Source organism: Chryseotalea sanaruensis (genome assembly GCF_003990915.1).
Classification (GTDB): domain Bacteria; phylum Bacteroidota; class Bacteroidia; order Cytophagales; family Cyclobacteriaceae; genus Chryseotalea; species Chryseotalea sanaruensis.
This window is the reverse complement of sequence record NZ_BHXQ01000003.1, coordinates 406,121-427,170: the sequence shown is the minus strand read 5'-3', so window position 1 is coordinate 427,170 and position 21,050 is coordinate 406,121. Positions and strand designations below refer to the sequence as shown.

General features: G+C 39.1%; 15 protein-coding genes. 5 read left to right on the top strand and 10 right to left on the bottom strand.

The genetic code is table 11. The features are described 5' to 3' along the window. Positions 1 to 123: 123 nt before the first annotated feature. The 4 genes from SanaruYs_RS09765 to SanaruYs_RS09750 all read left to right on the top strand — a co-directional run bounded on the left by SanaruYs_RS09765 (position 124) and on the right by SanaruYs_RS09750 (position 9,158). Complete coding sequence (locus tag SanaruYs_RS09765) at positions 124 to 2,946, top strand: TonB-dependent receptor domain-containing protein (RefSeq protein ID WP_160118627.1); 2,823 nt, start codon at positions 124 to 126, stop codon at positions 2,944 to 2,946. A 27-nt stretch (positions 2,947 to 2,973) separates the two neighbouring features. Further along, entirely contained in the window at positions 2,974 to 4,422 is a 1,449-nt protein-coding gene (locus SanaruYs_RS09760) for a hypothetical protein (RefSeq protein ID WP_127122365.1), read from the top strand. Positions 4,423 to 4,552: 130 nt separating this feature from the next. Continuing rightward, on the top strand, positions 4,553 to 7,018 hold the full coding sequence (locus SanaruYs_RS09755; protein ID WP_127122364.1) for a zinc-dependent metalloprotease: 2,466 nt from the start codon (positions 4,553 to 4,555) through the stop codon (positions 7,016 to 7,018). Between the two features lie 208 nt (positions 7,019 to 7,226). Further along, the gene (locus tag SanaruYs_RS09750; RefSeq protein WP_127122363.1) at positions 7,227 to 9,158 is read left to right on the top strand and encodes a tetratricopeptide repeat-containing sensor histidine kinase; all 1,932 of its coding nucleotides are present in this window, start codon (positions 7,227 to 7,229) and stop codon (positions 9,156 to 9,158) included. 101 nt (positions 9,159 to 9,259) lie between these two features. Here the strand turns inward: SanaruYs_RS09750 and SanaruYs_RS09745 are convergent, their stop codons facing one another. Both SanaruYs_RS09745 and SanaruYs_RS09740 read right to left on the bottom strand, forming a co-directional pair. Further along, positions 9,260 to 10,381, bottom strand: coding sequence for a DUF2911 domain-containing protein (locus SanaruYs_RS09745; RefSeq protein WP_127122362.1), 1,122 nt, complete (start codon positions 10,379 to 10,381; stop codon positions 9,260 to 9,262). Between the two features lie 81 nt (positions 10,382 to 10,462). Continuing rightward, positions 10,463 to 11,359, bottom strand: a complete 897-nt coding sequence (locus tag SanaruYs_RS09740; RefSeq protein ID WP_127122361.1) for a diacylglycerol/lipid kinase family protein — start codon at positions 11,357 to 11,359, stop codon at positions 10,463 to 10,465. Positions 11,360 to 11,520: 161 nt separating this feature from the next. Between SanaruYs_RS09740 and SanaruYs_RS09735 the strand changes: the two genes are divergently transcribed. Continuing rightward, the gene (locus SanaruYs_RS09735; protein WP_127122360.1) at positions 11,521 to 11,853 is read left to right on the top strand and encodes a YopX family protein; all 333 of its coding nucleotides are present in this window, start codon (positions 11,521 to 11,523) and stop codon (positions 11,851 to 11,853) included. 7 nt (positions 11,854 to 11,860) lie between these two features. Here the strand turns inward: SanaruYs_RS09735 and SanaruYs_RS09730 are convergent, their stop codons facing one another. The 8 genes from SanaruYs_RS09730 to SanaruYs_RS09695 all read right to left on the bottom strand — a co-directional run bounded on the left by SanaruYs_RS09730 (position 11,861) and on the right by SanaruYs_RS09695 (position 21,040). Further along, positions 11,861 to 12,097 (bottom strand): acyl carrier protein, encoded by a 237-nt coding sequence (locus SanaruYs_RS09730; RefSeq protein ID WP_127122359.1) that lies wholly within the window; start codon positions 12,095 to 12,097, stop codon positions 11,861 to 11,863. A 92-nt stretch (positions 12,098 to 12,189) separates the two neighbouring features. After that, positions 12,190 to 12,903, bottom strand: a complete 714-nt coding sequence (locus tag SanaruYs_RS09725) for a head GIN domain-containing protein (RefSeq protein WP_127122358.1) — start codon at positions 12,901 to 12,903, stop codon at positions 12,190 to 12,192. 69 nt (positions 12,904 to 12,972) lie between these two features. Further along, positions 12,973 to 14,322 carry a sensor histidine kinase gene (locus SanaruYs_RS09720; protein ID WP_127122357.1) on the bottom strand — a complete coding sequence of 450 codons (1,350 nt, stop codon included), beginning with the start codon at positions 14,320 to 14,322 and terminating at the stop codon, positions 12,973 to 12,975. Further along, positions 14,312 to 15,658 carry a sigma-54-dependent transcriptional regulator gene (locus SanaruYs_RS09715; protein WP_127122568.1) on the bottom strand — a complete coding sequence of 449 codons (1,347 nt, stop codon included), beginning with the start codon at positions 15,656 to 15,658 and terminating at the stop codon, positions 14,312 to 14,314. Before SanaruYs_RS09715 ends, SanaruYs_RS09720 begins: the two co-directional genes overlap by 11 nt. A 160-nt stretch (positions 15,659 to 15,818) precedes the next feature. After that, complete coding sequence (locus SanaruYs_RS09710; protein WP_127122356.1) at positions 15,819 to 16,604, bottom strand: hypothetical protein; 786 nt, start codon at positions 16,602 to 16,604, stop codon at positions 15,819 to 15,821. Next, on the bottom strand, positions 16,604 to 17,365 hold the full coding sequence (locus SanaruYs_RS09705; protein WP_127122355.1) for a UDP-2,3-diacylglucosamine diphosphatase: 762 nt from the start codon (positions 17,363 to 17,365) through the stop codon (positions 16,604 to 16,606). Before SanaruYs_RS09705 ends, SanaruYs_RS09710 begins: the two co-directional genes overlap by 1 nt. Positions 17,366 to 17,558: 193 nt before the next feature. Then, positions 17,559 to 19,472: an acetate--CoA ligase gene (gene acs / locus SanaruYs_RS09700; RefSeq protein ID WP_127122354.1), complete on the bottom strand. Its 1,914-nt coding sequence runs from the start codon at positions 19,470 to 19,472 to the stop codon at positions 17,559 to 17,561. A 185-nt stretch (positions 19,473 to 19,657) separates the two neighbouring features. After that, the gene (locus SanaruYs_RS09695; protein WP_127122353.1) at positions 19,658 to 21,040 is read right to left on the bottom strand and encodes a sodium-dependent transporter; all 1,383 of its coding nucleotides are present in this window, start codon (positions 21,038 to 21,040) and stop codon (positions 19,658 to 19,660) included. Positions 21,041 to 21,050: the final 10 nt, after the last annotated feature.

The window sequence follows — 21,050 nt, the reverse complement described above, 5'->3', positions numbered from 1 at the left end:
ATTAAAGGTTACTCTTTCTGCTTATTTATACCTCTTTGTCAGTCATTTTATTGGCAGTGAAAATTTTGACTTTTGGAATAACATGCTGCGTGTGCAGTAATGGATACCAAAAAGTTAAATGCCATGAAGAAAATTTTACAAACATGCTTTGTTTACCTGCTGATGATTACATCAGTATGGGCACAAGAGCGAACTGTATCAGGAAGGGTTACTTCCAAGGATGATGGAACCTCCTTGCCAGGGGTAAACGTTGTAGTAAAAGGTACCTCAATAGGTACAGTAACAGACGCGGATGGACGTTATACTCTTAATGTTACATCAAATAATGCAATTCTTGTTTTCTCTTTTATTGGATTACAAACGCAAGAGCTTGCAGTAGATGATAGGGCTATTGTTGATATTTCGCTATCCACTGATATTACTCAATTATCAGAAATTGTAGTAACAGGCCAAGGATATGGTATTGAGAAGAAAAGATTGTCAACTACCGTGGATGTTGTTGACAAAGCCCAAATTGATGCTGTGCCCGGTGGGCGATTAGATCAATTGCTTCAGGCACAACTACCTAATGCACAAATCAGATTAAGCTCAGGTCAACCCGGTACCGCTTCACTAATTCGTACAAGAGGTCCGGTGTCTGCAAACTCCTCTACAACTCCGGTAATTTATATTGACGGAGTAAGAGTGGATAATTTGAATTCTAATCCATCTTTAAATGTGGGTACAGGTGGAGCAAGTAGTAGTGCACTGAACGATATTCCTATTGAAAACATCGAAAGAGTTGAATATGTAAAAGGAGGTGCCGCTACCACGCTGTTTGGAGCTGATGCTGCAAATGGTGTTATCCAAATTTTCACTAAGAAAGGAACTGCCGGACAAAACAGAATCAACTTTGAAACACAACTGGGCGCAATCTCTGGAACGCGTGATTTTTTGAAATATAAAGAAACAGCGGATGTTTTATTCAGAACAGGTTTTACACAGAGCTATACCATTGGTGTTGATGGTGGTAAAGAAGATGTTACTTACAGCGTATCAGGAAGTGTAAGCTCTGATAATAGTTTTCGACTTGCCAACGATCAAAAGCGCTATAACTTCAGAACTGGTTTTTCTGCAAAGATTAATAACTGGTTAAAGTACTCTTCGTCAGCCTCTTTTGTAAGTACAAATTTCCAACGCGATTACAACGCTAACAATAGCTTCTCCTCTTTCGCAAATATAGAGGGTGGTGCATATGGTGATGTATCTGACTTGGATGAGCAGGGGTTTAGCGACTTAAAAGATGAAGTGAGAAACTATGTTGGCCTTACGGGTATAACTGAAACTGTAAAACGTTTTCAAAACTCTCATGGTTTTGAAATGAAGTTGAGCGATAAGATTTCGGGACGAATGAATTTGGGTATAGATTCACGAACTAGTAAGCAACAAGATATTCAAACAAATGCCTTCTTAATTGCCATTGGCGCAGTCGCAACAGGCACTACAGATCAAGGTTCTATTACAATTGCTGAAAGAAAGTTTACAGGTATTACAGGTGACTTAAACTTTCAATATCGCGAGAAACTGGGTAAATTTTCATTCATTACTACTGCCGGTGGGCAGTTCTTCAGAAATGTTGATGAACAATTATTGATTACAGCAACCGGTGTAACAGAAGGTTCTCGCTCAATTAATAACTCTTCTGAAACAGTAGCTCAAGATTTCTTGCGTACGGTAACTAATTACGGATTTTTTGCTCAAGAGAATCTGGGCTTTAATGACAAAATTTTCCTTGAATTTGGTGTGCGTCTTGATGGTAATTCGGCATTCGGTAAGGAAATTGGTTTACAAGCTTTCCCTAAAGTAGGACTCTCTTACTCTTTATCTGATGAAGAATTTTTTAGCAATGCAATCTCTGAAAACATTTTATCTAATGTTAAGTTGAGAGCAAATTATGGTGAGGCTGGTAACTTCCCAACACCATTTGTAAACGAAAGATTGATTGCGGTAAATCCATTCTTAGGTATACCAACCTACACTTTTGGTGTACCGGGTGATGTTAACTTAAAGCCAGAGAGAACAGCGACAACAGAACTTGGACTGGATCTTGGCTTCCTGACAAACCGTATTAATCTTCAAATAACAAAGTTCAATGCAGTTACAACTGATGCCTTATTCAATGCACCCTTTGCTTCTTCTGTAGGGCAGATAAATCAATTGCGCAACATTGGCGAGATTAGCAACGAAGGTTGGGAAATTGGAACTTCATTTGTGATCCTTGATAATGAAAACGTTGGTCTTACATTTAATGCTTCAGTAAACACTGTTGATAATAAAGTAGTGAGCAGTGGAGGCGCACCCGAATTTAACGTAGGTGGTTTCACTTTCTTGGGCTCATTTGTTAAAGAGGGTCTTCCTTTAGGATATCTTCGTGGAGGTAAACCAACTTTTGCGGCCGATGGATCATTAGAAAGTGTTGAGCAAAATGCAAACCTTGGTTCACCAATAGCTGATCGCTTTGGTACACTTTCATTAAACTTTAATTTTAAGAAAAGACTTTCGCTTTTTGTTAGTGGTGATTATCAACAAGGGGCACAAGGTGTGGCAGTAGATGATGTACTACGTTATTTTAATGGAGTACAGGATGAAGGAAGAATTCCCGATGCCGCTTTAAGTGAAAGCTTCTTTGATTTGGCAGGCGTTTGGGTAGAGGATACTGATTACTTTAAAATCAGAAACATCTCACTTTTTTATACACTTCCATCAAAATACTACGGCAAAATGTTTAAGAAAGTTGATCTTGGTTTTAATGTAACTAATCCTTTCAACTTCTTTAGCTCAAGCTTTGATCCTGAAGTTACAGGTGCTGGTATTGGAGCGCAGGGTGCTTTTGGCGCAGGTGGTTTTGGTTTTGGTACTGAATCAGCACCACGTACTTTTTTGGCCACTGTACGCGTAAGCCTATAATTTTTCACAATACTTAATCATTTAGAAATGAAAAGCTTATTAAAAATATCCGTTGTAACTGCATTATTGTCAATGACAGCATGCGAGTTATTCGATCCTACTGATGTTGTTAACCCTAACTTAACAGAGAATGCTATTTTAGGGACAGCAAATCCTATGATTTCATGGATTGGTGGTTGCGACAGGCAATTGGCACTCATTAGCAATGCATCTGTAACCATTACAGAGATTGCTTCTGATAACTATCAGAACACAAGAACATTTTTTAACCAGAATCTGGATCGACTAAATATCTTGTTCACAGATATAGACATGAATACCTTGCAGTTTGCCATTCACAGGTTGCGAGAAATGGCCGATTATGGTTTAACAACAGTTGCAGAAGCAGATCCGACTACCACAGAAGATCAATTAGCTAAACTTCATATATATAAAGGTTTATCAAGTTTACTGTCAGCTGAGTATTTTAAAGCTTTACCAGGTTCTCCTTCAGGCCCACTATTGTCACCGGCACAACACTTACAAAAGGCGGTAGATGAATTTACTACCTCTCTGACGCTGGCAACTGACCCGGTAACAATAGCAACTGCAACTTTAGCAAGAGCACGCGCTCATTATAGAGCAGGCAGTGCGACTAATGCTGTTAACGATGCACAAGCAGCTATTGCAGCATCGCCATCATTTTTGCTAACCGTTGAGTTTGATGCAACAAATGCTCCGACAAGCACTATTCAAAACGCACTATTCGACAGAGGTACATTCGATGATTTGCAACCGTTGCCTCGTTTGGATTTTCTTGACCCTAAAAGTTTCTTCATTAGTGCTTCACTTGAGAGCGCCACTCCCTTCTTAAAGATAGAAGAAGCACACTTAATTATTGCAGAGGCCCAATTAGCGCAGAATAACCTTGCAGGTGCAAAGACTACCTTAACCAATTTATTAAGTGTGGTAGCAGCCCGACCAGTTGTTAACGTTAACGACAATGTAGAAGGAAGGACAGAAGCTGCGCCTGGTTCTCGTCCGAATAACAATGCTGTTCAGGTTGCTGCAAGCGCAACGGATCCTTTAAGGGCAGGTTTAGTAAGAACGCGAAATGGTGCTGGTGTAACTGTTCCTGTTCCCACCGTTTCAGGAACCTCTGTTACAGCAGCAATGATTACTGCTTTGGCAAATGAAGATGAGGCTTTAGAAATGCTTTACTTAATGCGTCAGGAAATTTTTATTGCTGAAGGCAGAAGAATGACTGATATGGGTATTCGTCTTGTTGTGAGTGAAATAGAAGCATTAGCAAATAGTAATATTCCTACAGGAGATGCTTCTACCATATCAATCCTGCCTTCTTTTATTGACGGTATTAAGACGGAGCTTGACGCTTTTACTTACGATGCAAATACAAATACCTGCATAATTACACATAATGTTAATCGGATTTTAGTGCAGAATAAAACAGCATCTACTGTTTTGCCTTTCCATTAATTCGAATTTGGTATTATTAGTGCCTTTAGAGAGGTCGTTTTCACAACGACCTCTCTTTTTTTTGCCAGTTATCAAAAAATATTTGCGAACCCAACTTGAAATAAATAGCTTGAAAAAAACCTATTAACCTATGCTACGTATTTCACTCCTTTTGCTATTACTATTGTCGACTAATTTACTGTTCGCTCAAAAGAAAAATCAAGCTCAGGCACAAACAAACAATGCTGAGGGAGCTATAACAAGTAAAATTAAATCGTACAAATCCTATAAAGGCTATATAGAGTACTTCTATGATGAGAAAACAGATAAAATTTTTCTGCAAATAGATAAGTTGGATACTGAGTTATTATATGTCGTTTCATTGTCTGCTGGTATAGGTTCAAATGATATTGGTCTTGATCGCTTGCAACTGGGTGGGGAACGTATTATTAAATTTGCGAAGAGAGGCCCAAAAGTTTTAATGGTTGAACCCAATTATCGCTATCGTGCTATTAGTAATAACGCTGACGAACGCCAAGCTGTTGAAGAAGCATTTGCGCAATCTGTTTTATGGGGATTTAAAATTGAAGCAGAGGAGGGTAATAAAATTTTAGTTGATGCTACAGATTTTTTTATACAAGATGCGCATGATGTTTCAGGTACTTTAAAAAGCACTGGTCAGGGAAATTATTCAGTAGATAAATCAAGATCGGCATTCTACTTGCCGCGTACCAAAAATTTCCCTAAAAATTCTGAAATAGAAGTAACGCTTACCTTTACCGGACAACCTGCCGGAGGGTTTATTAGAAGCGTTACACCAACTGCCAGTAGCATTACCGTTAGACAGCATCATTCATTTGTTGAACTACCCGATAATAATTATAAGCGAAGAGTTTTTGATCCAAGAGCAGGTTATTTTAGCATGGGTTATTATGACTATGCAACACCTATCGATCAACCCATAGAAAAACGATTTATCACCCGCCATCGTCTTGAGAAAAAAGATCCGAATGCTTCTTTAAGTGAAGCCGTAGAACCCATTATTTATTATTTAGATCGTGGAGCGCCCGAACCGATACGCTCAGCTTTGTTAGATGGAGCACGCTGGTGGAATCAGGCTTTTGAAGCTGCTGGATACAAAAATGCTTTTCAAGTGGAGCTGCTGCCAGAAGATGCTGATCCTATGGATGTTCGTTATAATGTTATCAACTGGGTGCATCGCTCAACTCGCGGTTGGTCTTATGGAGCTTCAGTAACTGATCCGCGTACTGGTGAAATCATTAAGGGGCATGTTAGCTTAGGCTCGTTGCGTGTAAGACAAGATTATTTAATTGCTGAAGGTTTATTAGCTCCATATGAAGAGGGTAAACCAGTGTCAAAAGAAATGCAGGAATTAGCAGTTGCAAGATTGCGTCAATTATCAGCCCATGAGGTTGGTCATACTATTGGTCTTGCACATAGTTACGCATCAAGCACTGAAGATTTGGCTTCAGTAATGGACTACCCGCACCCTTATGTTTTTTTAAACAATGGGAAGATTGATGTGAGCAAAGCCTACGATGATAAAATTGGCAACTGGGATAAAGTAGCGATTACCTGGGGTTATCAGGATTTTCCTGAAGGTGTTAATGAAGAGAAAGCCCTGAACGATATTATTCAACAATCACTTAAAAATGGTCTTTCTTTCCTTTCTGATCAGGATGCAAGACCAACTGGCAGTGCACATCCGTATGCACATTTGTGGGACAATGGAAAAAATCCTGCTGATGAACTTACACGTGTGTTAGAGGTAAGAGCAGTTGCATTGAAAAATTTTGGAGAGAATAACATAAAGCCTGGTGCACCCATGGCAACGTTAGAAGAAGTTTTGGTTCCGATATATTTCTTTCATCGCTACCAAATTGAGGCAACAGCTAAAATGATTGGTGGTATAAACTATAGGTATGCATTACGTGGTGATGGTCAGTTAATAACAGAGATGGTCAGTAAAGAACAGCAACTTAAAGCACTTAACGCTTTACTAAGCACAGTAACACCAGCAACCTTACTGCTATCTGAAAATATTATTAAACAAATACCACCCCGGCCATTGGGATATGGCCGTCATCGGGAATTATTAAAATCAAGAACTGATCTTGCTTTTGATCCGCTCACTGCAGTGGAAACAGCGTCCGATATGACATTTGCTATGTTACTGCATCCGGCTCGTGCTGCAAGACTAATTGAGCATAATGGCAGAAACCAAAATCAACCCGGTCTTGAATTTATTCTGGATAAGTTAATTGAACATACTATCAATGCACCAGAAAAGATGGGAATTGAAGGACTGGCTCAACAACAAATCAATACTAGTTTTATTAACAATTTACTCAAATTAGCCACAGCCAATGAAAGTAGTGCACAAGTAAGAGGATCGGCCTTAAGAAAAGTGCAATCAATAGAATCTAGTTTGAACACAAAAAAATATACACAGGAATCTTGGCTTTCATACAGAGCAGCTGTTTTAGCTAAGTTGACAGATTTTAGGGTGAATCCTGAAAATTATAAGCCTCAGCAAGCACCACAACCGCCACCTGGACAGCCCATAGGGCAGGATTTCGCATGCGATTGGCATTAATACGTGTTATAAAATCGTACTGAATGCATTTTAGCAGTATAAGTTTTTGATATTTTCAAGGTTACCTAAGTAAAAATTGGGTTAATCACTCATTATAGGTGCTTTTTCTGCAATCGGACGTAGTCTAAAAACATGTAAGTTTTGCATTTATATTTTATCGGCTTTACATGCGCTGAACCCTACCTTTCGGGATAGTTTGGTTCTTTACATGCGATTGAAACATCATTTTTTAAGCTTTTTTATCCTGGTTACCTTATCATGGTCTGCTCAAGCACAATTGTCGTATAGAGACAAGTTGCAACGCATGCCTGAAGATACCTTAAAAGTTAAGGCAATACGAAATCTTGTTGATAGTTTGCGTGACAGAAGTAGTCGTGAAGCCTTACAACTGGCATTAGAAGGAAAGCTGCTTTCCGAACGCTTGAAGTACAAAAAGGGTATTGCCCGTATGCTGGAGAGCATTGCCTGGATGCACTACCGCAATAGTGATTTATCTGAGGCACTCCGCATTGCTAATGAAGCGTTGAATATGGCCAAAGAAATAAATGATAATAGTACCATCGCCAGTAGCCTCATTAGTATTGCTGCAATTTACTTTGACCAGAAGCAATTTGAGACAGCCATCGTACATTTTCGTGAAGCAGGTATGTTAAGTCAACAAGCAGGTGATTTTAAAACATATGGGAGAAGTCTCAATAATATTGGTTTCTCATTTATTCAATTGGGAAAATATGATTCAGCGACTTATTACAGTACGCTGAGTTATGATTTAGCTAAACGAGCCAACGAATTCTACGTGCTTGGGTTCTCTTGTCGGAACTTGGGAGAGATAGCAGTAGCACAAGCTAATTTCACAAGGGCGATCATTTATTACAATGAAGGCATATCCTTGGCAGATGCTTCCAATAATAATTACCTGAAAATTTCATTACTCTACCGCCTAGGAGCAGTCTACAATCATCTTAAAAATCCTGATAAGGCTATTCCACTTTTACAAAAAGCAGTTCAAATAGGTAAACAATATTCATATAGAGATGAGTTGGAGTCGTCATTAAGACAATTGGCAGAAAGTTATATTTTGCTGGATGATCCATTAACTGCCTATGCCTTTCAATCTGAATATATTGCATTACATGATTCCCTAACAAACAGAAGAAGAATAGAGCAGCTTAGTGTTGCACAAGCTAAATTTGATTCTGAACTGAAGCAGGCTCAAATTGAAGTACTCACCAGAGATGCTGCTTTGCAGCAAGAGTCTTACAACCAACAACGTCTTTTCACTTATTTGTCTATAGCCTGTGCAGTTGTATTTCTCATCTTTATGTTTGTGCTTTGGTATAATAACCGCAGAATTAAAGGTGCCAAGAAAGTTGTGGAGCATAGGAACGCTGAAATTAAAAAGCAAACCACCTTATTGCGAGAATCGAATGCTACAAAAGATAAGCTTTTCTCTATTATCAGCCATGATTTAAGAAGCCCACTTGGAGGATTAAAGGGACTTATGGAATTAATAAGTCGTGAGGGTTTAACCCACGAGGAATTCATTCATGTTTCTAAAAACCTTAGAAAAAATATCGATTCTGTTTATGATGACCTTGATAATCTTTTGCATTGGGCCCAGGCACAATTGAACGGTATTAAATCAAACAAAGGTTTGTTTAATTTGGCTGAATTAGTAAAAGATAAAATACATTTGTTTGAAGAGGTTGCCAGAAGTAAAGAAGTAGTTATTCTTAATTCAGTGGATGAATCAATATTTCTACAAGCAGACATTAATCAAATGGGTTTAGTTGTCAGGAATCTCATCGCCAACGCAGTGAAGTTTAGTCATATTCAAGGGCGTATCGAAGTCTTGGCTTTGAGAATAGGTAGCAATGTGGAGATAAGTGTTATCGATAAGGGTGTAGGTATGAGCGCAGCCGAAGTCGATAAACTTTTTCAAACAGAAACACATTTTACTAAACGAGGTACTCTTAATGAGAAGGGTATGGGGCTTGGTTTGTTGTTAGCCAAAGAGTTTGTTGAGGGTAATGGTGGAGAAATTCTGGTGACAAGTGAGCTGGGTAAGGGCACTACATTTAAAATTATCCTGAAAAATCAAAAGGCTTCTAAAGAACAAGCTGCTTTGGAAATAGTCTAAGCAAAAAGCCTTGAGTCTGTTAAATCAAACTCAAGGCTTTTAAAATATACAATGAAATAGTACTGCTTGTTTATTATTCTTATAAAGAAGCATCAAGTTTATTATTTCAACTTTTTTAATTCGCCTTCATAAAAGCCTAGATTTTGTTTCTGGTTTTCAGGCAGATTTTTAATAGCAAGTTCCCAATACTTAATAGCATTTTTCTTATCACCAACCGCAGTATAGCCCCTTGCTAAACCAACATTTACAGTAAATTTATCTTCAGGATGATTTTTAGCATTCAGTTTGAAAACTTCTAATGCTTTTTCGTTTTTGCCAGTTGTTAATAAGTTTCTTCCATATTGATGCACATTTTGAATGCTGGCTGTTGGATGAACTATTGCTTTACTCATTACTGCCTCTGCATCACTTTCTCTTTTTAATGCTGTAAGTAATTGCGCTTTGGTTGCCAACGCATTAAAATCTTCACGTCCCACAAATGGATCTGTAAGTCCATAATCTGCCCACTGCAACCCTTGTTCTAATTGAACATTATTCTGAGCGCAAAACTGGGCAGCCTGAATGTAGGCTTCGTGTGTAAATCCGGTAGTTGTTCCTTTAAGTACATCTTTGATAGCATCTACATAAATATCGTTGGTATTGGAAACTGCTATAGGTAAGGCCACTTTCTTATTTTCCCATTGTAAGTAAAGTGAAGCAGTATTTCTTTTCCTGTTTTCAAAACCATAATTTAACCACTCGCTAAAAGCAGCATCTTCGGGATTTGCTTTCACGCGTACAACGTCCTTTTGTGCATCGTAGAAATAACTTCCCCAACTGCTAATATCTTTATTAACAATCCATGTCCATGCACCCTCTTTTTGTACTTCAAGGAATAAAGAATAAGTACCTGCTTTTACAACGGTACCACCCAGCGTAACATCATGGGAAAAAGTAATGAGGGTATTTTCGTTAGCCCCGGCTCTCCATGGCGCTGCTTTTGATGTGCCAAAACCTTGGTCGATGTATCCATAGTGAACTACTTCTCCCCAGATTTTGCCCGTTCGGTCTTCTCCGTTAGGGCCGTGTACATCGGGGCTGTTGTAGTCTACAGTTACTTTTACAAGTCCAATCATTTGCGACACACTTGACTTTTGATTATCACCACTCGGTGGTAGGGGTAACTGTGCCTGAGCCACCATTATTCCAATAAGGAATAAGGCTAGTGTAATAGTTTTTTTCATAGGATTAATAGTTGGTTAATCTCTATTTTACGAAAATCTGATAAGAAGGGTCTAACCCGCCTAACGGTATTTATCTAAAAATTAGTATTTAGAAGTTTGTTGGGGCACAGTAATACTGAGCGAATGTGGCTGCAATTTTATATTGAATTGATTATCATAACCTGTTGGCTCACCATCAACATGAAAGGGCTGCTGTTGTTCAGTGTTGATAATAATGTTTTTACCCGATAAAGTTTCACAATAAGCAGATCGATGAACCTGACCTGCAAACATTTTAATCATGAAGGGTATACTCATTTGTGATGGCACCTTTTTTAAAATAGAAAGATGCAATAGCTCATCAGTAACAGAAGCTAATGGAGCAATGCGTGCATTGTTTCCATACTGAGATGAATTGGCAATAGCAACTATAAAGGAATTGCTATTTTGTTCTTTACCATCAATATTGATGGTCATAGGAAAATTCTTGAATCGTAAGAATTCTTTTAAAGTGAGTTTAGCATAACCTATCAAACCACGCTTCCCATCTTTGCCAAAAAGATTAGCAACATGTCCATCAAAACCAATACCTGATACATTTAATGAAAGTCTGTCGTTGATCGTAAAAGTATCCATGCGAAGAACTTTACCTGTAAATATATTTTCAACAGCTTTTTCAAAAGCTAGTGGAATACCTAAGTGTCTGCTCAGTCCATTACCCGATCCCTTAGGAACAATGGCCATTATTTGTTCTGTATTCACAAGTGCTCTGGCTACCTCATTAACAGTACCATCGCCACCAACTGCTATTATGCTGTTAAAATTTTTATTAATTCCTTCTTGTGCTAAAACTGTCGCATGGCCTCTGTCTCGGGTAAACTCTATACTACATTCTATATTATGCTTAGCACAAATGTCTAGAATTTTACCTTCAACTTTAGGTTGAAAACCGCCACCGGCAAACTTGTTAATAATAAAAAGCGCAGACTTGCTTGCCATTGCGCTAAGTTAGTGTTTCTTATTTGAATCTTTATCCTCTGCTAAGGCCTGGTTACGCTAGTAAAATAACCTAGGAGGAGGATGTCGTAAATATCACCAAGGTCTTTTGACTTTAGTTAAAAGACCATTCAGGTATTTTACAAATATGATTAACTTTATTTATGGAAATTTTTACTCCGCGTAAGTTGAAGTTTAAAGCCTGGAATCAGGAAGAAAAATTATTGATGCGACTTAATAGTATTGACTGTAATAGAGGTGAGCTTTTTAAAAAAAATCACATACTCCTACAATTTACAGGTATGCTAGATAAGCAGGAAGAAGAGATTTACGAAATGGATATTCTTTTAAAAGGAAATGTAAAATATCTGGTAAGGTGGGATGAAGTTAATACTGGGTGGTGTTACTCCCTGGCAAGTGTACCTGAAAACTATAAACCACTTCTCGCTAAAGAAGCAGCAGAGTTTATACGCTTAAAAAGTTATTTCGAAGATTAGTTTAGGGCTATGCGAGCTTCGACTCGATGTACTTTACAGCCTGGCCGTAGGTTTGCATTTTCTCGGCATCCTCATCAGGTATACGAATGTTGAAAGACTGCTCAAACTCCATGACAATCTCTGCGTAATCAAGAGAGTCAATACCAAGGTCTTTAACAAAATTTGCGTCCGGAGTTATTTCAGATTCTGCGATACCAAGTTTCTCAACAAGAATCTCAGTTACACGCTTAGCTACATTCTGCATATGATCAAAAAAGGTTTGGCAAAAGTATCAAAACGAATGAAGCCTTCCAAACTTGTTGAAAGGCTTCAGGAAATGAGGTTTAAACAAACGTTTTAGTCGCGTTGTAATGAGCTGCCTCCGCTTACATCTTCACTAATAACAGGGTTTCCACGGTAAATAACGGTACTGGCACCACTTATTGTAGCCACAAGGTTGTCGCTTACGGTTATCTTCGCCACGCTGGCACCGCTAACATTTAAAGTAGCATTTGTCACGGGCAATGAAAAAGCCTTTATAGAGGAAGCTCCAGATACTTCCGCATCAAGACTTAAAGCCTGCCCACGTAAATCTGCTACTGATGCGCCTGATAGATTTATGTTTAGTTGTACTGTTTCAACATCAATTTGCGAAACTGAGGCACCAGACAATGAAATGTTAACCAATTCAAGGTCATCAAAACCCGTAATAACGGAGTTGGTGGCACCTGAGAAAACGGCTGCGCTAATGCTAGGCATCACAATATCTACATACGTTTCATGCTTTCTGCTCTCGTATCTATCATAACGTACTACCAAGGTGTTACCGCTTTTGTACACCTCTAAATCGTCAAGGTTTCTGCGGTCACCACGTACTTCAACACTAAAGTAGCTGCCCTCCGTAACACGGATAATAAAGGCATCACCGATTTCAAGTCTGTCAAAGTCTGTAAGTGTAAATCTTTCTTCTTCATATTGAAGAGGCCCTTCGTCTTCATAATCAAAGCAGGCCGTAAGGCTTATAGCTAAAAAGCCAATTGCTATGGTGTTTCTTAAAAAGCTGGTTTTCATGTCTTTTCTGGTTGTTTTGTACTTAGACAACCAGAAACCCACGCACCCCTACGCTAATTTTTAATTTTTTTAAAAGCGCATAAAAAACTCGGTGCCTTCACCCACCGTGGATTTCACGGTAAGGCTACCCTGATGTTGTCGCATAATCTGGCGTGAAAGACTTAACCCTATGCCGGAGCCATTTTTCTTAGTAGTAAAGAAGGGTATAAAGATTTTCTCCAAAGCTTCTGGATCAATGCCGGTGCCGTTATCTTTTACTGAGATAATAATTCTTTGCTTATCATTTTGGTAGGCCTTCACTTCTAGAATCCGATTATCCGGTCGGTCAAATGCCTGCATAGCATTTTTGATTAGGTTAATCACTACCTGCTCAATCTGACTTTTGTCGGCATGAATTGATAAATCGTGAGGACTTACGTTCATGCTTACCTGTATATTGGCATCGGCCATTTCTTTTTTATGCAGTTGACACAATTCGTCTAATAGGTCTTTTAGGTTAATATCCGACATGCGTGGCTTGGGTACCATCGCCAGGCTTCTGAATTCTTTTACAAAATTGATTAGGCCTTCACTTCTTTTGCTGATTGTCTTCAGCGATAAATGAATCTCTTCTAATTGATCTTTAGTTACAGGTTGGTCGCTATTTCTTTCCAGGTGCTTACCCAAATCCTCTTCTACCATATCCGAAAGCGATGATATAGGTGTTACTGAGTTCATAATCTCATGCGTAAGTACACGCACCAGATTTTGCCAGGCTTCCATTTCCTTCTCCTCCAATTCACTTTGAATGTTCTGAAGAGAAATCAGCTTGAGGTTTTCATTACGCAAGGTAAGCTCTATCGCATAGATCGAGAGTTGTAGGAGGTCTTCACCTATTTTTATACGGGTAAGCTCTCTTCCACCCGTTCGAAGTTTTGTGAATACTTCTACCAGATTTTCGCTTACTTCTTTCAAATCAGAAATTTTATCAATACGGTTTACACGTAGTAATTTGCGTGCAGCACTGTTAATGATTTCAATCTTTCCATTCTCTTTAAAAACGATTAGACCGATACCCACATGGGTTACTATATTTTTAAAAAAGAGCAAGTCAGCATCTTTTTCTTTTCTGTTATTTCTCAGGTTAGTGATGGCCTCATTAAGCTCGCCATGCAGTCTTTGCACAGTTGGGTCCTGACTGTCGGTTTTAAAGCTGGCCGACAAATCATCAAAGCGGATAGAATCTAAAAATGAAGCAATATTTCTGTTAGAGCTGTCTAAATCGCGGACAAGCAATTTTATTTGATAAGTACCTATCCCTGCGAATAAAAGTGCAAACCAAAAGTCGCCCGCTTTGAAGGCAAAAAAACCAAACGCAATCCATGTAGCCGTGAGTATGCCTACTCTTGGTACAATCGGTGAGCGCCAGTTAAAGTCCATATTTTTCCATTCTACGGTAAAGTGAGGCGCGTGTCAGGCCTAACTCGTCTGCTGCCTTGGATATATTTCCCCCATGCATACTGAGCGCTTTTACAATAGCAGTTTTTTCTACTTCATCCAAGTTTAGTGTATCGTTGGTAGAAGTCATGTTATTCATACTTCTGCTAAACAGAAAATCACTTTCTTGTAGAGAAGCTGAATCAGTCATGATTACAGCACGTTCTATAGCGTGTTGTAATTCACGGATGTTACCAGGCCAAGGATAACGCTTTAATTTATCCATTGCTTCTTGTGCAATGGTGGAGACGTTTTTATGGTATTTCTTTGAGTAATAATTGAGGTAATGCTTTGCAAGCAATGGAATATCATCCATACGCTCACTTAACGGTGGCACCTGTAACTCCACTGTGTTAATTCTATACAGAAGATCTTGACGGAAGGTTCCTTCCTGAACCATCTTCTGTAATGGCATATTTGTAGCACAAATCAATCGTATATCAACTGCTAAAGCCTGGTTAGCACCAACACGTGTTACCTCTCGTGATTGTAGAGCGCTTAGTAATTTACTTTGAAGGCTCATGCTTAAATTACCGATCTCATCTAAGAATAGTGTACCTCCATTAGCCAATTCAAATCTACCTGGTCTGTCTTCGCGAGCATCAGTAAAAGCGCCTTTTTTATGACCGAAGAGTTCACTTTCAAAAAGTGTTTCAGTAATGGCGCCCATGTCAACCGACACAAAGCTTTTGTCTTTGCGCAACGAACGCTGGTGAATAGCACGTGCTATTAATTCTTTTCCGGTTCCATTCTCACCAAGAATCAAAACATTGGCATCAGTCTTGGCAACTTTATCAATGATGGTGAACACGTCTTTAATAGCCGGACTATCACCAATAATGTCTCCGAAAGGTTTAGAAATTTGCTCTTCAAGCATTTCTTTCGCTTTCTTCAGTTTGTCTACTTCAAGGTAAGAGTGTTTTAATTTGATGGCGGTGTTGATTGTGGCGATTAGCTTCTCATTTTGCCATGGTTTTAACACGAAATCAGTGGCACCCATTTTAAGGGCTTTAACTGCCATCTCCACATCGCCAAAAGCAGTGATCATAATCACTACTGCATTGGGTTCGTGACCCAATATCTGTTCGAGCCAGTAAAAACCTTCTTTACCGCTTGTAATGTCTTTGCTGAAATTCATATCCAGCAAAATCACATCATAAGTATCGTTGTGAAGCAAGAAAGGTATCTTGTTGGGGTTCTTTTCAATTAGAACCTGATGGTTCTGTTTTTTGAGCAGCATTTTGGCTGCCAACAAAACATCTTCATCATCATCAATCATTAGTATTTTGCCACCTTCTTGACTCACAGCTTAGGTTTTTTAAAATGTAAAGATGCTATATAGGAAAAATCTATGCCAAGTGCTTAACACTTGATTTTCAACGTTCTAATGTGAACACCTCGACCGGAAAGGTACAAAAATGTTCAAAAACGAACATTGCTTATTGGGGGTTGAACAGAAATATTTCTACACTATCCTTTTTGATCCCAAAAAGCCTCTCATCAGTAAGAAAGACTTTAGTAAAAACAGAAAAGGCAGAGACTTCACGGTTATCTTCTGTAAATAGACTACTCATATTCAATTTGTCGCCTTTTAAAATGACCAGCTCCTCACCGAAGAAATCAAAACTTTGTTCAGGCATTATGTTTATCTCTTTTATGTGACGCCCCATGGCGCTAAATACATGTAAAGCACCAGTAGTCCGTATAAATAAAAAGCGCTGGTATTCACGCATGCCTATTACTAATTCTTGGTTATCAAAAGCCAGCACAGCCTCATCAATAATAACCTCTTGTGTTTTGTAATTTACTTTTTTAATACTCTTATCGGCTTTGTCGAAAATCCAAAAGTGCTGCTGATCAAAAGATGCAGCAATCCATTCAGGTTCAATAGCAAATACGGAGTCAATCACAAAGGAGTTACGCAGGTCGAGTATGGGGTTGTAAATTTCTACAGTTTGTGTAGCTCTGTAATAGAGTACAAGTTGCGTTAAATGCCAGGCATCAAACTGGGTAACCTCATTAGCTTTAGTGAATTTTATTTCGTGCGTTACTTTTCCATCTTTGTCAAAACGGTTTATTTTTTCTTTTGATAAAGCAAATAACTCGCCTGCCGGGTTAATACCAACATGATAAAGTTTGTTGAATTGTAAACTGACAATAGGTTTATTTTGAGCCAAAAGCTCGTTGAAGCAAAATAGAAAAAATAATAACGGCAGAATTCGCATTATGGTTTAAAAGTTTTAAGTTCAACTGTTTGGCCGTCATACACTGCATAGGTATTAAAATGCACCCATTCTCCAAGATTAATGTAACGGCTATTTTCTCCAACTTTCAAATCAAGTGGCAAATGCCTGTGTCCGAATATATAGAAATCGTGATGTGCAGTTTGTTCCACTTCTTTACAATAGGTTAGCAAAAACTCATTTGCTTCACCTTGAAATTTCTCTTCACGCTTCATGTTGCTGATTCTGCTCTTGTGCGACCAGAAGTTTGCAAGCCCTATGCCAAAGTTTGGATGGAGGCGTGCAAAGAGCCATTGACAGACTTTACTGTTGAAAAATTTCTTCAGGAGTTTATAAAAATGATCGCCAGGCCCAAGACCATCACCATGTCCTATCATTAATTTTTGAGAGCCGATTTCAAGTAACTGTGGATTTCTATGGATAGGTATGCCTAATTCTGTTGGGAAGTAATCAAACATCCACATGTCGTGGTTACCCGTAAAAAAACTTATAGGTATGCCTGCATCTCTGAGTTCTGCCAATTTTCCGAGCAAACGAATATGTCCCCTCGGAATAGCGTGTTTGTACTCGAACCAAAAATCAAAAATATCACCCAATAAGTAAATAGAATGCGCTTCATGTTTAATGGACTCCAGCCAGGCGATAATACGTTTTTCACGATCTACACTTTCGGCATGGTTAGGTACACCCAGATGAAAGTCAGAGGCAAAGAATATCTTTTTTGAATCTAAAGCAAGCTTCATTTTTTTGAGATCACCAAGCTGTAAATATAGCTACAGGCCACAAGCTTTACGCTACAGTCTTGTGGCTTGCAGCTTGAAACTTGAAACCTTTTTTAACTTATACCTCTTGCCAATCAGTGTCTCCGTAGGAACGCTGATTATTTATGCTACAACCATGTCTTGTCCTTTAGCTCGCCAACTTGGTCTAGTTATGTTAAATTTTCCCCTCTTTTATCTCTTCTACTACGTTCGGATCCAGCAGGGTGGAGGTATCACCTAAATTAGCGAAATCGCCTTCAGCAATTTTGCGTAAGATTCTACGCATGATTTTGCCACTTCTAGTTTTAGGCAAGCCTTTTACAAATTGAATTTTATCAGGCTTTGCTAATGGCCCAATAATTCTACTTACAGTTTGTGTAATGTCTTGTCTTGATAAATTTTCATCACCATGATTACCGGAATAAATAACAAATGCATATATGCCTTGTCCTTTTACGTCATGCGTGTAGCCAACTACAGCACTCTCCACTACACCCGTGTGCATATTGATGGCATTCTCTACTTCAGCAGTGCCAATCCGATGTCCGCTTACATTTAGTACATCATCTACACGTCCAGTAATTCTATAGAAGCCATTTTCATCGCGTAAACAACCATCTCCAGTGAAGTAAAGATTAGGATAAGTAGCAAAGTAATTTTGTCTGCACCGTTCGTGATCTCCGTAAGTAGTTCTGAGAATACCCGGCCATGGAAACTTTATACATAGATTGCCACTTACATTATTGCCTTCAATCTCTTTACCGTTTTCATCAACTAACAAAGGTTGAATGCCCGGTAGAGGTAGGGTTGCATAACTTGGTTTAGCGGGGGTTACACCTGCCAAATTCGAAATAAGCACACCGCCTGTTTCAGTCTGCCACCAGGTATCTACTACAGGGCATTTCTTTTTGCCAACATGTTCATAATACCAGTGCCAGGCTTCTTCATTAATGGGCTCGCCTACAGTGCCCAATACTTTTAGTGAAGTAAGATGCTTGCCTTGCAATGGACCTAAGCCAAAACCCATCAAACTTCGAATAGCTGTAGGAGCAGTGTATAAAATATTAACACGATACTTATCTACAATATCCCAGAAGCGACCTGCATCAGGCCAGGTGGGCACACCTTCAAAAATAAGAGTAGTAGCACCTGCACTGAGTGGGCCATATAGAATGTAGCTGTGCCCGGTAATCCAACCAATATCGGCTGTGCAAAAATGAATGTCATCAGGTTGATACTGAAATACATTTACAAAAGTATAAGTAGTCCATACCATGTAGCCCGCACAAGTGTGGACAACACCTTTTGGTTTTCCCGTAGAACCAGAAGTATATAAAATAAAAAGCGGATCTTCTGCATCCATGGCTTCTGCCGGGCAAGGTGGGTTACCTTGCGTTTCAACTTTTTTGATTTCATCTTCCCACCACACATCTCTCCCCTTAATCATACTTACCGGTATTCTGGTGCGGGTAAGTACAATTACTTTTTTAACAAACCGACATTGCACCAAAGCATCATCGATTACACTCTTCAATGGTATTTCCTTGTTACCACGGTAAGCACCATCACTGGAAATAACAAACTCAGCTTGCGCATCAATCAACCGATCGGCAATGCTTTGAGCACTGAAGCCTCCAAATACTACAGAATGAATTGCGCCAATGCGGGCGCAAGCCAATACAGCAATGGCCAGTTCAGGTACCATACCCATGTAAATACACACCCTGTCACCTTTTTTAACACCATTATTTTTCAGAACGTTACTAAACTGCTCTACTTTAAAATGCAGGTCGCGGTAGGTAAGTATTCTATGATGATCTTCAGGATCGTTTGGCTCCCAAATCAAAGCGGGTTTATCACCATGGGTTGGTAAATGTCTATCAAGACAGTTTTCTGAGATATTCAGTTTAGCTCCTTCGAACCATGAAATTTTTGGATCCATGAAATTCCAGTCCAAAACCTTATCCCACTTTTTTTGCCACACAAAAGAGGAGGCCACTTCTGCCCAATACGCTTCTGGATCTTGTACACTTTTTTTGTAAGCCTCGTCATAGGCTTCGCGCGATGTAATTTGAAATGGATAAGACATGCCTCGGTTTTAGTCAACCAATTTACACATACTTCAAAACGATCACTAACGTTTTTGTAAAAGTTAGATGAATGGTTAACTGATTTTGATTCATGATGGCCAATCGTACACTCAAAAAGGGTAAAGCATAAAAAAGCCCTTCCGGGTAAGAAGGGCTTTTGGTCAATATCGGGACTTAAGGTTAATTAAAACACATTATTCAGCCCGAAGAATTTATCAATGATAATGAGGATAGAAAGTATTCCTAATAATATTGGACACACAAAGCGTATTGTATAACTAAGGTAAGTTCTTAAGAAAGAATTCATGTATCCTGCATTACCAATGGCTAATTCATTATCCATGTTTTTAATATTCCACTGATAAGTAATAAACACACACATGAGACAACCACCTACCGTAAGTGTAAGGTCGCACATGTCCGCAATAAAGGTCAAGAAGTCGCGCCCTTGGTAAAATGGTAAGCTATTGAGTGTAGGAATCATGCCCTGACTCATCATGCTGGGTAACCCCAATACGAAGATTAAAAGGGCTAGTCCCCACACAACAGAGGTGCGTTTTAATTTTTTCTGGTCAACCAGATAAGTAGTGGGAACCTCCAATAACGAAATAGTGGATGTCAAGGCAGCAAAGCAGAGTAACAAAAAGAAGCCACCACCTACAACACGACCAAGTATTGGTCCCATATCGCTGAATACTTCAGGTAAAACCATGAACACTAAGGCTGGACCTTCGGTAGGTGACATGTTTTGCGAAAATACAAGTGGGAAAACCATCAATCCCGATAAGAACGCTACAGATGAATCGGCTATGGAAATTACAGCTGCTGATGAAACAACATTTTGTTGTTTGTTAACATAGGATCCATAGGTAATCAAGGCACCCATACCAAGTGATAATGAGAAGAAAGCCTGCTTCAAACCATCAAATATGGTTTGTGCATTAATTTCACTTAGTTCTGGAATTAAATAAAATTTCAAACCTTCAATAGCATTTGGAAGTGTAAGACTATAAATGATCAACAAAACCAGGATGACATAGAGTGACGGCATCATAATTTTGTTGGCCGCTTCAACTCCCTTTTGAATACCTCGAGAAACTATTAGAGCGGTAATCACCATGAAACCTAGTGAGAACCAAAGGTTGTCACTAATATCATTTACATAAGATCCAAAGAATGAGCCAAAGTCAGGTTCAGCCAAAAGACCTCCGAAAGAGATTTCAAGAAAATAGCCAAATGCCCAACCAGCTACCACATTATAAAATGACAGAATAAATACACCAGCCAGAATACCGAACAGGCCAAGATAACCCCAGCGTTTATTGCCCAATTTGGTATAAGAGCCCATAGCGTCACTTCCGGCTGCACGACCAATGGCGATTTCACCGACCATTACAGGGAAACAAAGCAAGAAGATACAGATCAGGTAAATCATCAAAAAAGCTGCACCACCATTTTGACCTGCCAAATAAGGAAATCGCCAGATGTTACCCAATCCTACAGCAGAACCTGCAGCGGCTAAAATGAAGCCTATTCGGCTTGAAAAGTTACCTCTGTTACTTGACATACGTTTTAAG

Bases quoted from the DNA above. Each gene is read 5' to 3' on its own strand.
- SanaruYs_RS09755 (WP_127122364.1), top strand. From the start codon at position 4,553: ATGCTACGTATTTCACTCCTTTTGCTATTACTATTGTCGACTAATTTA.
- SanaruYs_RS09735 (WP_127122360.1), top strand. From the start codon at position 11,521: ATGGAAATTTTTACTCCGCGTAAGTTGAAGTTTAAAGCCTGGAATCAG.
- SanaruYs_RS09750 (WP_127122363.1), top strand. From the start codon at position 7,227: ATGCGATTGAAACATCATTTTTTAAGCTTTTTTATCCTGGTTACCTTA.
- SanaruYs_RS09725 (WP_127122358.1), bottom strand. From the start codon at position 12,903: ATGAAAACCAGCTTTTTAAGAAACACCATAGCAATTGGCTTTTTAGCT.
- SanaruYs_RS09765 (WP_160118627.1), top strand. From the start codon at position 124: ATGAAGAAAATTTTACAAACATGCTTTGTTTACCTGCTGATGATTACA.
- SanaruYs_RS09740 (WP_127122361.1), bottom strand. From the start codon at position 11,359: ATGGCAAGCAAGTCTGCGCTTTTTATTATTAACAAGTTTGCCGGTGGC.
- acs (WP_127122354.1), bottom strand. From the start codon at position 19,472: ATGTCTTATCCATTTCAAATTACATCGCGCGAAGCCTATGACGAGGCT.
- SanaruYs_RS09720 (WP_127122357.1), bottom strand. From the start codon at position 14,322: ATGGACTTTAACTGGCGCTCACCGATTGTACCAAGAGTAGGCATACTC.
- SanaruYs_RS09745 (WP_127122362.1), bottom strand. From the start codon at position 10,381: ATGAAAAAAACTATTACACTAGCCTTATTCCTTATTGGAATAATGGTG.
- SanaruYs_RS09695 (WP_127122353.1), bottom strand. From the start codon at position 21,040: ATGTCAAGTAACAGAGGTAACTTTTCAAGCCGAATAGGCTTCATTTTA.
- SanaruYs_RS09715 (WP_127122568.1), bottom strand. From the start codon at position 15,658: ATGATTGATGATGATGAAGATGTTTTGTTGGCAGCCAAAATGCTGCTC.
- SanaruYs_RS09730 (WP_127122359.1), bottom strand. From the start codon at position 12,097: ATGCAGAATGTAGCTAAGCGTGTAACTGAGATTCTTGTTGAGAAACTT.
- SanaruYs_RS09760 (WP_127122365.1), top strand. From the start codon at position 2,974: ATGAAAAGCTTATTAAAAATATCCGTTGTAACTGCATTATTGTCAATG.
- SanaruYs_RS09710 (WP_127122356.1), bottom strand. From the start codon at position 16,604: ATGCGAATTCTGCCGTTATTATTTTTTCTATTTTGCTTCAACGAGCTT.
- SanaruYs_RS09705 (WP_127122355.1), bottom strand. From the start codon at position 17,365: ATGAAGCTTGCTTTAGATTCAAAAAAGATATTCTTTGCCTCTGACTTT.